This is a genomic window from Brevundimonas diminuta, assembly GCF_039673845.1.
In the GTDB taxonomy this organism is placed as follows: Bacteria; Pseudomonadota; Alphaproteobacteria; order Caulobacterales; family Caulobacteraceae; genus Brevundimonas; species Brevundimonas diminuta_E.
In genome coordinates, this window is the sequence record NZ_JBDJMK010000005.1 from 237,914 (window position 1) to 251,288 (window position 13,375).

The window sequence follows — 13,375 nt, forward strand, 5'->3', positions numbered from 1 at the left end:
GCCTAGCGCCCCTGCAGCGCCTTGACCCGGGCGCGTTCTGCCTCGGTGGCGGCGGCGCGGGCGCGCTTGTCGGCGGCGACCTGATCTTCCAGCTTCACAAGGTCGCGGTTGGCTTCGGCCGAGGCGTCAGCGCGGCTGACGCCCTCGGGGCGGCCGGTGATGTCGGGGATGTAGATGGGCTGGGCGCAGATGCGCGTCTCCATGTCGTACCAATAGCCCTTGGCCGTGCAGCGATCGCCGGGATCGACCCAGAAACGCTGGAAGGCGAACACGCCCGCCAGCACCACGGCGAACAGTCCGAAGAAGATGAAGCTGAGGCGGCGGATGGTCAGGAAGCGGTTCATGCGCATCCTCATAGATGAAAAAAGCGCCCGCGACACGGGTGCAGTTCACGTAGCGTTACGTTGACAGGTCGGCCTCATCGGTCCAATCCCTGCACCGACTTTTCCGATGACCAAGTGGATAGGCTCATGAAGGTACTCGTCCCGGTGAAACGGGTGATCGACTCCAACGTCAAGGCGCGCGTCAAGGCGGATCAGACCGGCGTCGACCTGGCCAACGTCAAAATGAGCATGAACCCCTTCGACGAAATCGCCGTCGAAGAGGCCGTGCGCCTGAAGGAAGGCAAAGAACACCATGCCGCAGGCACGGCGACCGAGATCGTCGTCGTCTCCATCGGCGTGACCCAGGCCCAGGAAACCCTGCGCACGGCCCTGGCCATGGGCGCCGACCGCGGCGTTCTGGTCCAGTCGGACACGGACCTTGAGCCGCTGGCCGTCGCCAAGGTGCTGAAGGCCGTGGTGGACGAAGAGAAGCCCGACCTGGTGCTGCTGGGCAAGCAGTCGATCGACGGCGACAACAACGCCGTGGGCCAGATGCTGGCCGCCCTGCTGGACTGGCCCCAGGCCACCTTCGCCGGCAAGCTGGCGATCGAAGGCGGCAAGGCTGTCGTCACCCGTGAAGTCGACGGCGGCCTGCAGACCGTCTCGGCCGAACTGCCCGCCGTGGTGTCGGTCGACCTGCGCCTGAACACGCCGCGCTATGCGTCGCTGCCCAACATCATGAAGGCCAAGAAGAAGGAGATCGCCATGAAGTCGGTCGCCGACTACGGCGTCGATACGGCGGATCGCCTCAAGGTGCTGAAGGTGACGGAGCCGCCGAAGCGTTCGGCGGGCGTCAAGGTCGCCGATGCGGCCGAACTGGTTTCCAAGCTCAAAGACGCAGGGGTTCTGTAATGGCCGTTCTCGTCATCGCCGACCACGACGGCTCGGCCGTTCGCGACACCACCCACAAGACCGTGACTGCGGCTCTGGCCCTGTCGTCGGACGTCGACGTCCTGGTTCTGGGCAAGGACGCCAAGGGCGTGGCTGACGCCGCCGCCAAGATCTCGGGCGTGCGCAAGGTTCTGCTGGCCGAAGGCGACGCCGTCGCCCACGGTCTGGCCGAGGCCGTCGAGGCCACGGTCCTGCCGCTGGCCGGAAACTACGACGCCATCCTGACCCCGGCCAACACCGACGGTAAGAACTTCGCCCCGCGCATCGCCGCCAAGCTGGACACGGCGCCGATCTCGGACATCGTCGAGGTCGTCTCGGCCGACACCTTCGTGCGCCCGATCTATGCGGGCAATGCGCTGGAGACGGTCCAGTCGGCCGACGCCAAGAAGGTCATCACCGTGCGCCCGACGGCCTTCGCCGCCGCCGCTGAAGGCGGCTCGGCCTCGGTCGAGAGCGTCGCCGCCGGTGAAGCGCCCCAGACAGCCTTCGTCTCGGAAGAAATGGTCAAGTCGGACCGCCCCGAACTGGGCGCCGCCAAGATCGTCGTCTCGGGCGGCCGCGCCCTGGGCTCGGCCGAAGAGTTCACGGCGGTCATCGACCCGCTGGCCGACAAGCTGGGCGCCGCCGTCGGCGCTTCGCGCGCGGCTGTCGATGCGGGCTATGCCCCCAACGACTATCAGGTCGGCCAGACCGGCAAGGTCGTGGCGCCGGGCCTGTACATCGCCATCGGCATCTCGGGCGCCATCCAGCACCTGGCCGGGATGAAGGACTCCAAGGTGATCGTCGCCATCAACAAGGACGCCGACGCCCCGATCTTCCAGGTCGCCGACTACGGTTGGGTCGCCGACTACAAGACCGCCGTGCCGGAACTGATGGCCGCCCTGGGCTGATCGGTTTCACACGCTGAGTTGGAAGCGCGCCGGGCGAGGGATCGTCCGGCGCGTTTTCTTTTTGCGCCTTCTCTATCCGCTCATCCCGGCGGACGCCGGGATCCAGTGCTTTGGCTTCAGGCGCAGAGCAGAATGCCTGCGAAAATCTTTAGGGTTGAGCGCGTAGCTCTTACTGGGTCCCGGCGTCCGCCGGGATGAGCGGAGAGGAGTTGGCCAAAGTTGGCGAATGAGCCAAACAGGCTCCCCATGACCGCCCGCCTCGCCATCAAACTGACCCCGCGCGCCTCGGCCGATCGCATCGACGGCTGGGATGTCGACCCCGACGGCCGCCCGGTGCTGAAGGTCCGCGTTCGCGCCCAGCCGGTTGAGGGAGAGGCCAACGCCGCCCTGACCGCCTTCCTGGCTAAGGCGCTGGGCGTGCCCAAGCGCGATGTGACCCTGGCGCGCGGCGGCCAGTCGCGGCTGAAGATGATCGAGGTCGATGGTCTGGACAACGCCGAGGTCCACGCGCGGCTGTCCGGCGCCTGATATCTTCGCTGACTTTGCCGCGAGCCGGGGATTTAGAGCTTTACCCTGACGGAAACTGGCGATTGTATAGCCAATATTGTCTGCCCGCGGTTCGGCGGGCGCGAGGGGGCTCGCCCATGTTGTTCAGTCGCCTGCGGGGTCCAAGCCTCGCTGTTCTCACCTGCGCGCTCGCTGCGCTCAGCCTTTCGGCCTGCGCCACGACCGGCGAGGCGTCGCCCAAGACGCAGACCGCGTCTGATTCGTCGTCCTCGAAGGACCGGACGATGGCGCCGGGTCTGGACGGCTGGGCCAATCAGGATCCCTATCCGTCGACCTATCGCGGCCTGCCGCGCCAGAACATGGCCATTGTCGGCGCCACGGTGCTGACCGGCGCGGGCCAGAAGATCGAGGGCGGCGTCGTCGTCGTCACCGATGGCCGCATCGCCGCTGTCGGCGGGGCGGACACCCCGGTTCCGGCCGGGCACCAGGTGGTCGACGCACGCGGCCGCTTCGTCACGCCGGGCGTCATCGATATTCACAGCCACCTGGGCGTCTATCCCTCGCCGGCCGTGCAGGGGATGAGCGACGGCAACGAAGCCACCAACCCCAACACCGCCCAGGTCTGGTCTGAACATTCGATCTGGCCGCAGGATCCCGGCTTCAACACCGCCCGCGCGGGCGGGGTGACGACCATCCAGATCCTGCCCGGCTCGGCCAATCTGTTCGGCGGCCGCGGCGTGACCCTGCGCAACGTCCCCTCGGTGACGATGCAGGGAATGAAGTTCCCGGGCGCCCCCTACGGCCTGAAGATGGCCTGCGGCGAGAACCCGTCGCGAGTCTATGGTTCGCGCAATCAGTCGCCGGCCACCGGCATGGGCAATGTCGCCGGCTATCGCGCGGGCTTCATCGCCGCGCGCGACTACAAGGCCAAGTGGGACAAGTGGCGTGAGGACGGTCAGGGGACGCCCCCGACCCGCAACCTGCAGCTTGAGACTCTGGCGGGCGTGCTGGACGGTTCGATCCTGGTGCAGAACCACTGCTATCGCGCCGACGAAATGGCCGTGATGCTCGATGTGGCCAAGGAGTTCGGCTATAAGGTCACCACCTTCCACCACGCGGTCGAGGCCTATAAGATCGCCCCCATGCTGGCGCGTGAAGGCGTCTGCGCGGCGATGTGGACCGGCTGGTGGGGCTTCAAGATGGAAGCTCTGGACGGCATTGAGGAAAACGCCGCCCTGACCGACGCGGCCGAAGGCTCATGCGCCGTCATCCACTCGGACGACGACATGCTGATCCAGCGCCTGAATCAGGAAGCCGCCGCCGCCGTCTCGGCCGGTCGCCGGGCGGGCCTGACCATTTCCGAAGAGCACGCTATCGGCTGGATCACGCTGAACGCGGCCAAAGCCATCGGCATCGACAAGGAAACCGGCTCTCTGGAGAACGGCAAACGCGCCGATGTGGTGATCTGGAGCCATGATCCCTTCTCGATCTACGCCCGCGCCGATCAGGTCTTCATCGACGGCGGACTGGCGTTCGACCGCCTGAACCCCGCCTTCCAGCCCGTGTCCGACTTCGAACTGGGCCAGCCCGGCTATGGCCTGTCCGCCGCCGGCGTCGCTCAGGGAGCCCGCTGAACCATGCGTATCAAAACTCTCCTCGCGGGCGCTGTCGCAGCCTTCGCCCTGACCGGCCCCGCTCTGGCGCAGGACGTCGCCATCACCGGCGGCCAGGTGCTGACCGGAACCTCGGTGGTCGAGAACGGCACCGTCGTCATCCGTAACGGCAAGGTCGTCTCGGTCGGAACCGGCGCGGCTCCGGCCGGAATGCGCGTCATCGATGCGCGCGGCAAGGTCGTCACCCCCGGCTTCGTCGCCGTGGATTCCGGTCTGGGCGGCACCGAGGTCGGCTCGGTGCGCGGCTCCAACGACCTGTCGAACAGCGCCAACACCCTGACGGCGGCCTTCGACCTGTCCTATGGGCTGGACCCGTGGTCCTTCACCCTGCCGGTGGCGCGTCTGGGCGGCGTCACCCGCGCCGTCGTCACCCCGCGTCACGCCGGGTCGCGCGCGGGCCACAGCCATGACGACTCCGACTTCGCGGGCGCGGGCGACGGCGGCTATCAGACGCCGGGCCTGTTCGCGGGTCAGGCGGCCGTCATCAAGCTGGGCGGAACCGACATCCTGGTGAAGTCCAAGGTCGCCATGACCGCCCCCTTCGGCGAGGCGGGCGCAGCAGTCGCAGGCGGCGCGCGCGGCGCCGAGTTCGTCCTGTTCAAGGAAACCCTGGCCGAGGTGCGCGCCTTCGCCCGCAACAAGGCGGCCTATGACCGCGCCGACATGCGCGCCCTGTCGCTGTCGCGCGCCGATCTGGAGGCCCTGATCCCGGTGGCTGAGGGTCGGATGCCGCTGATCGTCACGGTCAACCGCGCCTCGGACATCCAGCAGGTGCTGCGCCTGTCGCGCGAGGAAGGCGTCAAGGTCATCCTGGACGGCGCCGCCGAAGGCTGGCTGGTGGCCAATGAGATCGCGGCGGCCAACGTCCCGGTCCTGCTGCACCCGATCACCAACCTGCCCTCGAACTTCGAGATGCGGGCGGCGCGGATGCAGAATGCGGCGGCCCTGAATGCGGCCGGCGTGGTCATCGCCATCAAGGGCAATGAGGGCTCGGCCCACCGCGCCCGCGACATCCGCTACAATGCGGGCAACGCCGTTTCGCACGGCCTGCCCTTCGCGGCGGCCATTCAGGCGATCACGGTCAACCCCGCCCGCATCTTCGGCTTCGACGGCCAGTTCGGCGAGCTGAAGGCTGGGGCTGCGGGCGACGTCGTGGTCTGGTCGGGCGATCCGCTGGAGCCCTTCAGCCAGCCCTCGGCCGTGCTGATCGACGGGGTGGAGCAGCCGCTGCAGGGCCGCAACCTGCTGCTGCGCGACCGCTATCGCACGGGCGGCGAAGGGGCCATGCCGCCTGCCTACGGCCGCTAAGGCTTCAAGGTCAGAAGACAGAAAGGGCGCTGCGGGAAACCGCGGCGCCCTTTTTCGTTTGTGCTTAAAGCCCTCCCCCTCGATGGGGGAGGGTTGGGTGGGGGCGGCGGCAGGAGGTTTCCAGTGTGGCGGATGAGACGCCGCAGCGCCTCGCGCGCTTGTCCGGCCAGGTCGCACGTCCACCCCCATCCCTGCCCCCTACTGCGCCGTCAGCCCGCCATCGATCTTGAACTCAGCGCCGGTCACGAACTTGGACTCGTCCGAGGCCAGATACAGCACGCAGTACGCTACATCGTCCGGCTCGCCGATCCGCTTCAACGGAATGCCGCGCGCCAGCTTTTCGTGGGCGTTCGCCTCGTCTCCGCCTGCCATGGCGATGAAGGGATCAAGGATCGGCGTCTTGATGAAGACCGGATGCACCGAGTTGGCGCGCACGTTCCAGCCCGCCTTGGCCGCCTCCAGCGCCACCGTCTTGGTATAGAGCCAGACCGCCGCCTTGGTGGCGTTATAGGCGCCCATGCCCGGCGCCGCCGCCAGCCCCGCGATCGAGGAAATGTTGACGATGGACCCCGCGCCCGACGCCCGCAGCGGCGCCATGGCGTGCTTGCAGCCCAGCATGACGGATTCCAGATTGATCGCCTGAACCCGACGCCAGTTCTCCAGCGTGTCCTGTTCGGCCCACAGAAGCTCGCCGCCGATGCCGGCGTTGTTCACCAGTATGTTGAGCCCGCCCATGTCCTGAACCGCCGCCGCGACCACGCGCACCCAGTCGTCCTCACGCGTGACGTCGTGCTCATAGGCGAAGGCCATGCCGGGATGCTCGGCGTTGATCGCCTTGGCCAGAGCCTGCGCGCGGTCCAGATCCAGATCGCTGAGCGCGACCCTGGCGCCTTCGCGGACCAGCATCCGCGCCATCGCCTGACCCAGACCACCGGCGGCGCCGGTGATCAGGGCCGCCTTGCCCGCGACGCGGCCGGGGGCGCTCATTCCGCCAGCCCTTTGACCGCTTCGTCGATGAAGCGCGCCATCGCCACGTCCCGCTCGGTCACGCCGCCCGCATCATGGGTGGTCAGCAGCACCTCGACACGATTGTAGACATTGGACCACTCCGGATGGTGATCGACCTTGTCCGCCAGCAGGGCGACGCGGGTCATGAAGCCGAAGGCGGCGTTGAAATCGGCGAAACGCAACGACCGCGCGATGGCCGGACGCGGATCGTCGGCGCGGCGCCATTCGGGCAGGCTCGCCAGAACTTCGGTCACATCGAGGGCGGCGGTCATGGGCGTCTCCTTGGATTTTCATCAGGCGTATCGCGCGCCTCGTGACGCGACAAGCCGTGACGCAACGTCCGATGCGACGCTTCCCCGGATGACGGCGACGGCGGGAGGCGTTAAACCCTCAGCCATGACCCAGGCCGATCCCTCTCCCAACGCTTCCGGCAAGACTTCCTCCTTCGGTTTCCGCGATGTGGACGCGAAGGAAAAGGTGCAGATGGTTCGCGGCGTGTTCGATTCCGTCGCGTCCAACTATGACCTGATGAACGATCTGATGAGCGCGGGCGTTCACCGCATCTGGAAGGACGCGACGGCGGCCAAGCTGAACGTCCGGCCGGGCGAGGTGGTGCTGGACATGGCCGGGGGCACCGGCGACATGGCGCGCCGCTATTCCAAGATGGCCCGCGCGGCGCAGGATCGGCGCGGGGGCGAGGACGCCACGGTCATCGTCATGGACTACAACGCCGAGATGATCCTGAACGGCGTGGCCAAGGGCGGCGAGCCCGAGATGGCCTGGGGCGTCGGCGACGCCATGCATCTGCCGCTGCCGGACGCCTGCCTGGACGCCTATTCGATCAGCTTCGGCATCCGCAATGTGGCCGACATTCCGCAGGCCCTGCGCGAGGCGCGCCGCGCGCTGAAGCCGGGCGGCCGCTTCATCTGTCTGGAGTTCTCGCGGCCCACGACCGGCGCGCTGAGGAAGGCCTATGACGCCTGGTCCTTCCACGCCATTCCGCGCATCGGCCAGTTGGTCGCCAAGGATCGGGATTCCTATCAGTATCTGGTTGAGAGCATCCGCCGTTTCCCCGATCAGCAGACCTTCAAGCGGATGATCGAGGAGGCGGGCTTCAGCCGCGTCAGCGTCACCAATCTGTCGGGCGGGATCGCCGCCATCCACCACGGGTGGGCGATCTGAGCCGGTTGACCTTCAACGCGCCGCCGCCGACGCCTCAGGCCCAGCCGGTCCGCCATCCGGTCGGGGCGGCTTTGCGCATGGTGCGCTGGGGCTGGGTGCTGGCGCGCCATGACGCCCTGATCCCGCGCGAAGCCACCCCCCTGCTGCCTGCGTGGGGGCGTCCGTTCGCCCGCTTCGTCCAGATGTTCGCCAGCCGCAGGCACCGCGCCGGGCGACCGGGACAGCGCGTCGGTCAGGCGTTCGAGCATCTGGGCCCGGTCGCCATCAAACTGGGACAGGTTCTGGCCACGCGCGCCGACATCTTCGGCCTGCAGTTCGCGCAGGATCTGGGGCGCCTGAAAGACAAGCTGCCGCCCTTCCCGCTGGAAGAGGCCAAGCGCGAGATCGAACGCTCGCTGGGCCGCCCGGCCGAGAGCCTGTTCATCGATCTGGCCGAGCCGATGGGCGCGGCGTCGCTGGCCCAGGCGCACCCGGCCTGGCTGGCGGACGGGCGCAAGGTGGCGGTCAAGGTGCTGCGTCCCGGCGTCGAGCGCCGCGTGGCCCAGGGGCTGGACGCCATGCGTCTGGGGGCCAAGCTGGTCGACCGCTTCGTCGAACCCGCCCGTCGGCTTGAGCCGCGTGCCTTCGTCGAGATCATCGCCCAGTCGCTGCAGCTTGAACTGGACATGCGGCTGGAGGCGGCCGCCGCCTCAGAACTGGCCGAGGTCATGGCCAAGGATGGCTATATGACCGCCCCGGCCGTCGTCTGGGACGGGGTGGGCAAGCGGGTGCTGACGCTGGAATGGGCGCAGGGCGTGCCGATGACGGACCCGGCCCTGATCGACCTGCCCGGCCTCGACAAGGACGCCCTGGCCGACAAGGTGGTGCGGGCCTTTCTGGTGCAGGCGCTGGATCACGGCGTCTTCCACGCCGACCTGCACGAGGGCAATCTGTTCGCCGATGCTCCGGCCCAGCTGACGGCCATCGACTTCGGCATCGTCGGGCGGCTGGGTCCGTCCGAGCGACGCTATCTGGCCGAGATCCTGTGGGGCTTCATCAGCCGCGATTACGACCGCATCAGCCGGGTTCACTTCGAGGCCGGTTACGTGCCGCCGCATCATTCGGTCGACACCTTTGCGCAGGCCCTGCGCGCGGTGGGCGAGCCGGTCGTGGGGCGTCAGGCCAGTCAGGTGTCGATGGGGCGTCTGCTGGGCCAGTTGTTCGAGATCACCGCCCTGTTCGACATGCACCTGCGCCCCGAACTGGTGCTGCTGCAGAAGACCATGGTCTCGGTCGAGGGGGTGGCGCGGCGTCTCAACCCCGATCACGACCTGTGGGATGCGGCCAAGCCCGTGGTAGAGCGCTGGATCAAGCGCGAACTGGGCCCGACCGCTCAGGTGAAGGAAACGGTGGAGGAGGCGCTGGCGACGCTGAAGGCCCTGTCGCGTCTGGTGCAGAACCCGCCGCAGTCTCAGACGTTGGTGATCGACAAGGCCGGAACGCGGCCCTGGGTGGTCGCCGCCGTCACCGTCGCCGTATGTGTGTCGACAGCCGCCTTGGTGCTGACGCTTTGGCCGATGATCGTCGCCTGACGTTTCTTCGGAGCCTGCGCATGAAGACCCTTTCGCTGACCGCCGCCCTGATGGGCGCGACCCTGCTGGCTGCTCAGATCGCGACGCCCGTTCTGGCGCAGGCGCCTGCGCAGCCGGGCGCCGCAGCCACCCTGCCGGACAGCTTTGAGGGCGACGCGGCTCCTCGCCAAAAGGCGGGTCCGCCCGCCATATCCGGCCCTGCTGCGACGGCGCCGGACATCGCCCGTTCGGAAGAGGCGCTGCGCGTGGTCATCGCCGCCTTCCAGAGCGGAAACATCGACTATACGGACTTCACGACTGGGCTGGCTGAACAGGTGCGCGCCAAGTCGGGCGAGATGATCCCGCTGATCCAGCAGTTCGGCGCGATAAAGACTGTCGAGCATCGCGGCCAGCAGAACGGCGCCGACATCTTTCGCGTGGTGTTCGACAAACAGGCCACCGACTGGGTGATCGGCTTCGACGCCGAGGACCAGATCGCCGCCCTGCTGTTCCGCCCGGCGCAGGACTGAGGGCGTCCTTTCGCCGTCATCCTCGGGCTTGACCCGAGGATCGAGGGTAAGGGCGCGCTCCTGTTGTCCGGGGTCGGGCGCGCGGATGGCTGGATCCTCGGGTCAAGCCCGAGGATGACGGCGGTGGGGAGTGGCTGGGCCAGTCCCTAATCCAGCGACGGTTTCCCGCGCCCGCTCTTGATTGCGGAACGGCTGGACTTGGCCTGCAGCCGCCGTTCCTTTGACGCCCGCGTCGGCCGGGTCGGCACGCGATAGACCTGTCTGATCGAAGCCTCGGCGACCATTGTCTCCAGCCGCTCGACGGCGTCCGCCTTGTTGCGTTCCTGCGTGCGGAAGCGCACGGCGCTGATGACGATCACGCCGTCCAGCGTCAGGCGGCTGCCCGCCAGCTTCATCAGCCGCGTCTTCACCGGCTCGGTCAGGCTGGGCGAGTTCTTCACGTCGAACCGCATCTGAACGGCGGTCGAGACCTTGTTGACGTTCTGGCCGCCCGGCCCGCCGGCGCGGAAGAAGCGGAACTCCAGCTCGTCCTCGGGAATGCGGCTCATGACGCCTCTCTGCGCGCCCGCACCACGGCCGCGTCCAGCGCCTGCAGGAAGCGCGAGCGGTCGGCGGCGGAGAAGGGCGGCGGTCCGCTGGTCGGCACCCCCATGGAGCGCAGGTGCTCGCCGATCATCCGCCCGGCCAGGGCCGAGCCGATGGAGTCGGACGTGAACGGCTGGCCGTTGGACTTCAGCGCCTGTGCGCCCGATTTCAGCACCCGGTCGGCCAGTGGAATATCGGCGGTGATGACGATGTCGCCGCGTTTGGCGCGCTCGGCGATCCAGTCGTCGGCGACATCCGGCCCGGCGTCGACGACCACCTGTTCGATCAGCGGCTCGCGCGGGGTGTTGATCCAGGCGTTGGACACCACGAAGACCTTCAGGCCGCAGCGTCGCGCCACGCGGTAGACTTCCTCCTTCACGGGGCAGGCGTCGGCGTCGATGTAGAGGGTGGCGGCCATGACAGGCTTATGGCCCGTCGCGCACGCGACGAGAAGGCCGCTTGATGCCGGGTCGCGGGCAGAAGGCTCCGCCTTCTCGACCCGACGCGACTTTCTCCTCCCCATGCAATGGGGAGGTGGCGCGGCGCCGAAGGCGACGTGACGGAGGGGGCGTCTCGACGGTCAATGTCGGCGTCGCCCCCTCCACCACTTCGTGGTCCCCCTCCCCACGCCGTGGGGAGGAGACGCGCGCTCAGTCTTACGCCACGCCGTCGCGGATGCGCTTCAGGTCCGGCGCCAGAGCCTCGTCGGTCAGCATGGCGATGGCCTCATCCACCGTAACGATGGTCTGGGCCTGCGAGCCGAAGCGGCGGATGGCGACCTTGCCTTCTTCGGCCTCCTTGCGGCCGACCACGGCGATGGCGGGCACCTTGGCGACCGAGTGTTCGCGGATCTTGTAGTTGATCTTCTCGTTGCGCAGGTCGATCTCGGTGCGCAGGCCCGCCGCGCGGAACCTGGCCAGAACCTCCTGCGCATAGCCGTCGGCGTCCGAGGTGATGGTCGCCACCACGGCCTGCGTCGGCGCCAGCCACAGCGGGAAGGCCCCGGCGTAGTTCTCGATCATGATGCCGACGAAGCGCTCGAAAGAGCCCAGGATCGCGCGGTGCAGCATGACCGGGCGGTGCTTCTGGCCGTCTTCGGCGATGTAGGTCGCATCCAGACGTTCTGGCAGGACATAGTCCAGCTGGATCGTGCCGCAGGTCCATTCGCGGCCGATGGCGTCCTTGACGATGAAGTCCAGCTTGGGCGCGTAGAAGGCGCCGTCGCCCTCGGTGACGACCGGCTCGGTTCCGGCGGCGCGGGCGGCTTCCAGCATCTGGGCCTCGGCCTTGTCCCAGAATTCCTCGGTGCCGGCGCGCAGCTCGGGGCGGGTGCCGAGGCTGATGTATTTGGTCTCCATGCCCAGGTCGGCGTGGACCGAATAGGCCAGCTTGATGAACTCGGCCGTCTCCTCGACGATCTGGTCCTCGCGGCAGAAGATGTGGGCGTCGTCCTGCGTAAAGCCCCGCACCCGCATCAGGCCGTGCAGCGAGCCCGACGGCTCATAGCGGTGGCAGGCGCCGAACTCGGCCATGCGCAGCGGCAGTTCGCGATAGGACCGCTGGCCCTGATCGAAGATCTGCACGTGACCGGGGCAGTTCATCGGCTTGAGGCTGAGCGTCTCGCCCTCGACCGTCTCGCAGACGAACATATTGGCGCGGTACTTGTCCCAGTGGCCCGAGGCCTCCCAGAACTTCCGGTCCAGCACCTGCGGCGTCTTGACCTCGACGTATCCGGCGGCGTCCAGACGGCGGCGCATATAGGCCTCCAGCACGCGCCACAGCACCCAGCCCTTGGGGTGCCAGAAGACCATGCCTCGGCCCTCTTCCTGCATGTGGAAGAGCTCCATGGCGCGGCCCAGCTTGCGGTGGTCGCGCTTCTCGGCCTCTTCGATGCGCAGCAGATAGGCGTCCAGATCCTCCTTGGTCGCCCAGGCCGTGCCGTAGATGCGCTGAAGCTGGGCGCGGCTGGAATCGCCGCGCCAATAGGCGCCCGCCAGCTTGGTCAGCTTGAAGGCCTTGCCCACGAACTTGGTCGTCGGGAAGTGCGGCCCCCGGCACAGGTCTGCCCATTCGCCCTGCTTGTAGACGGTGATCGTTTCCGTCTCGGGCAGGTCGCGGATCAGTTCGGCCTTATAGGTTTCGCCGAGCGTCTCGAAGTGGGCGATGGCCTCGTCGCGGTTCCAGACCTGACGCTCCAGCGGCGCGCCCCGGTCGATGATCTCGGCCATCTTCTTCTCGATCTTCGGGAAGTCGTCGGTCGAGAAGGGCTCGTCGCGGGCGAAGTCGTAATAGAAGCCGTCCTCGATCGCTGGGCCGATCGTCACCTGGGTGCCGGGGAACAGCTCCTGCACGGCCTGCGCCAGCACGTGGGCGGCGTCGTGGCGGATGGTCTCCAGCGCCTCGGCGTCGTCGCGCATCAGCAGGCGGAAGTCGCCGTTCCCGTCGATGACGCGGTCCAGGTCGCGCTGCTCGCCGTTCCAGACGACCAGGGCCGCCTTCTTGGCCAGCGAGGGCGAGATGGCGGCGGCCACATCGCGGCCCGTCGAGCCGGCCGGATACTGACGCACGGCGCCGTCGGGGAATTTCAGTTCGATCATGACGGTCGTTCTTTTTCAGACTTGGCGGGCGGAACGGGATCATAGCCCGAACCGCCGAAGGGATGGCATTTACAGAGGCGCCGCACGGTGAGCCATCCCCCCCGCACCGGACCGTGCCGGATCAGGGCGTCGCGCCCGTAATCCGAACAGGTCGGCATGAACCGGCACTGCTGGCCGATCAGGGGGGACAGCGTCAGCTTATAGCCCCGATGGGCCGCGTGGACGCTGCGTTCGTAGAGAGACATCGGTCCCTTCGCCGGGGGCTCTGTTT

Annotated in this window: 15 protein-coding genes; 8 read left to right on the top strand and 7 right to left on the bottom strand. The window is 67.8% G+C overall.

Annotated elements, in window-relative coordinates:
- Positions 1-2: 2 nt before the first annotated feature.
- A complete protein-coding gene (locus tag ABE454_RS07385) occupies positions 3-344 on the bottom strand; it encodes a hypothetical protein (RefSeq protein ID WP_346530583.1) in 342 nt (113 codons plus the stop codon).
- A 126-nt stretch (positions 345-470) separates the two neighbouring features.
- On the opposite strand from ABE454_RS07385, the gene ABE454_RS07390 reads away from it, so the two are divergent.
- The 5 genes from ABE454_RS07390 to ABE454_RS07410 all read left to right on the top strand — a co-directional run bounded on the left by ABE454_RS07390 (position 471) and on the right by ABE454_RS07410 (position 5,652).
- Entirely contained in the window at positions 471-1,235 is a 765-nt protein-coding gene (locus ABE454_RS07390; protein ID WP_346530584.1) for an electron transfer flavoprotein subunit beta/FixA family protein, read from the top strand.
- A complete protein-coding gene (locus ABE454_RS07395) occupies positions 1,235-2,164 on the top strand; it encodes an electron transfer flavoprotein subunit alpha/FixB family protein (RefSeq protein ID WP_346530585.1) in 930 nt (309 codons plus the stop codon). Before ABE454_RS07390 ends, ABE454_RS07395 begins: the two co-directional genes overlap by 1 nt.
- A 246-nt stretch (positions 2,165-2,410) precedes the next feature.
- On the top strand, positions 2,411-2,692 hold the full coding sequence (locus ABE454_RS07400) for a DUF167 domain-containing protein (RefSeq protein ID WP_346530587.1): 282 nt from the start codon (positions 2,411-2,413) through the stop codon (positions 2,690-2,692).
- Positions 2,693-2,808: 116 nt separating this feature from the next.
- On the top strand, positions 2,809-4,305 hold the full coding sequence (locus ABE454_RS07405) for an amidohydrolase (RefSeq protein ID WP_346530588.1): 1,497 nt from the start codon (positions 2,809-2,811) through the stop codon (positions 4,303-4,305).
- 3 nt (positions 4,306-4,308) lie between these two features.
- Positions 4,309-5,652: an amidohydrolase family protein gene (locus ABE454_RS07410; RefSeq protein WP_346530589.1), complete on the top strand. Its 1,344-nt coding sequence runs from the start codon at positions 4,309-4,311 to the stop codon at positions 5,650-5,652.
- A gap of 198 nt (positions 5,653-5,850) precedes the next feature.
- Here the strand turns inward: ABE454_RS07410 and ABE454_RS07415 are convergent, their stop codons facing one another.
- A complete protein-coding gene (locus ABE454_RS07415; RefSeq protein WP_346530591.1) occupies positions 5,851-6,639 on the bottom strand; it encodes an SDR family oxidoreductase in 789 nt (262 codons plus the stop codon).
- Positions 6,636-6,932: a 4a-hydroxytetrahydrobiopterin dehydratase gene (locus ABE454_RS07420; protein ID WP_346530592.1), complete on the bottom strand. Its 297-nt coding sequence runs from the start codon at positions 6,930-6,932 to the stop codon at positions 6,636-6,638. Before ABE454_RS07420 ends, ABE454_RS07415 begins: the two co-directional genes overlap by 4 nt.
- Before the next feature lie 124 nt (positions 6,933-7,056).
- On the opposite strand from ABE454_RS07420, the gene ABE454_RS07425 reads away from it, so the two are divergent.
- From ABE454_RS07425 to ABE454_RS07435, 3 genes are read left to right on the top strand one after another with little or no spacing between them, the layout of a single operon-like run.
- Entirely contained in the window at positions 7,057-7,842 is a 786-nt protein-coding gene (locus ABE454_RS07425) for a class I SAM-dependent methyltransferase (RefSeq protein ID WP_346530593.1), read from the top strand.
- Complete coding sequence (gene ubiB / locus ABE454_RS07430) at positions 7,830-9,413, top strand: 2-polyprenylphenol 6-hydroxylase (RefSeq protein WP_346530594.1); 1,584 nt, start codon at positions 7,830-7,832, stop codon at positions 9,411-9,413. Before ABE454_RS07425 ends, ubiB begins: the two co-directional genes overlap by 13 nt.
- Before the next feature lie 20 nt (positions 9,414-9,433).
- The gene (locus tag ABE454_RS07435; protein WP_346530595.1) at positions 9,434-9,922 is read left to right on the top strand and encodes a hypothetical protein; all 489 of its coding nucleotides are present in this window, start codon (positions 9,434-9,436) and stop codon (positions 9,920-9,922) included.
- A 146-nt stretch (positions 9,923-10,068) separates the two neighbouring features.
- Here ABE454_RS07435 and arfB read toward each other — a convergent pair whose 3' ends face one another.
- The 4 genes from arfB to yidD all read right to left on the bottom strand — a co-directional run bounded on the left by arfB (position 10,069) and on the right by yidD (position 13,349).
- Positions 10,069-10,470: an alternative ribosome rescue aminoacyl-tRNA hydrolase ArfB gene (arfB, locus tag ABE454_RS07440; RefSeq protein ID WP_346530596.1), complete on the bottom strand. Its 402-nt coding sequence runs from the start codon at positions 10,468-10,470 to the stop codon at positions 10,069-10,071.
- Positions 10,467-10,925, bottom strand: coding sequence for a YaiI/YqxD family protein (locus tag ABE454_RS07445; protein WP_346530598.1), 459 nt, complete (start codon positions 10,923-10,925; stop codon positions 10,467-10,469). The genes arfB and ABE454_RS07445 overlap by 4 nt, the downstream gene beginning before the upstream one ends.
- A 238-nt stretch (positions 10,926-11,163) precedes the next feature.
- On the bottom strand, positions 11,164-13,104 hold the full coding sequence (gene thrS / locus ABE454_RS07450) for a threonine--tRNA ligase (protein WP_346530599.1): 1,941 nt from the start codon (positions 13,102-13,104) through the stop codon (positions 11,164-11,166).
- Positions 13,101-13,349 (bottom strand): membrane protein insertion efficiency factor YidD, encoded by a 249-nt coding sequence (yidD, locus tag ABE454_RS07455; RefSeq protein ID WP_346530600.1) that lies wholly within the window; start codon positions 13,347-13,349, stop codon positions 13,101-13,103. The genes thrS and yidD overlap by 4 nt, the downstream gene beginning before the upstream one ends.
- Positions 13,350-13,375 lie beyond the last annotated feature (26 nt).

Bases quoted from the DNA above. Each gene is read 5' to 3' on its own strand.
- ABE454_RS07445 (WP_346530598.1), bottom strand. From the start codon at position 10,925: ATGGCCGCCACCCTCTACATCGACGCCGACGCCTGCCCCGTGAAGGAG.
- ABE454_RS07415 (WP_346530591.1), bottom strand. From the start codon at position 6,639: ATGAGCGCCCCCGGCCGCGTCGCGGGCAAGGCGGCCCTGATCACCGGC.
- ABE454_RS07385 (WP_346530583.1), bottom strand. From the start codon at position 344: ATGAACCGCTTCCTGACCATCCGCCGCCTCAGCTTCATCTTCTTCGGA.
- ABE454_RS07400 (WP_346530587.1), top strand. From the start codon at position 2,411: ATGACCGCCCGCCTCGCCATCAAACTGACCCCGCGCGCCTCGGCCGAT.
- ABE454_RS07410 (WP_346530589.1), top strand. From the start codon at position 4,309: ATGCGTATCAAAACTCTCCTCGCGGGCGCTGTCGCAGCCTTCGCCCTG.
- ABE454_RS07425 (WP_346530593.1), top strand. From the start codon at position 7,057: ATGACCCAGGCCGATCCCTCTCCCAACGCTTCCGGCAAGACTTCCTCC.
- yidD (WP_346530600.1), bottom strand. From the start codon at position 13,349: ATGTCTCTCTACGAACGCAGCGTCCACGCGGCCCATCGGGGCTATAAG.
- ABE454_RS07405 (WP_346530588.1), top strand. From the start codon at position 2,809: ATGTTGTTCAGTCGCCTGCGGGGTCCAAGCCTCGCTGTTCTCACCTGC.
- arfB (WP_346530596.1), bottom strand. From the start codon at position 10,470: ATGAGCCGCATTCCCGAGGACGAGCTGGAGTTCCGCTTCTTCCGCGCC.
- ABE454_RS07420 (WP_346530592.1), bottom strand. From the start codon at position 6,932: ATGACCGCCGCCCTCGATGTGACCGAAGTTCTGGCGAGCCTGCCCGAA.
- ABE454_RS07390 (WP_346530584.1), top strand. From the start codon at position 471: ATGAAGGTACTCGTCCCGGTGAAACGGGTGATCGACTCCAACGTCAAG.
- ABE454_RS07395 (WP_346530585.1), top strand. From the start codon at position 1,235: ATGGCCGTTCTCGTCATCGCCGACCACGACGGCTCGGCCGTTCGCGAC.
- ABE454_RS07435 (WP_346530595.1), top strand. From the start codon at position 9,434: ATGAAGACCCTTTCGCTGACCGCCGCCCTGATGGGCGCGACCCTGCTG.
- thrS (WP_346530599.1), bottom strand. From the start codon at position 13,104: ATGATCGAACTGAAATTCCCCGACGGCGCCGTGCGTCAGTATCCGGCC.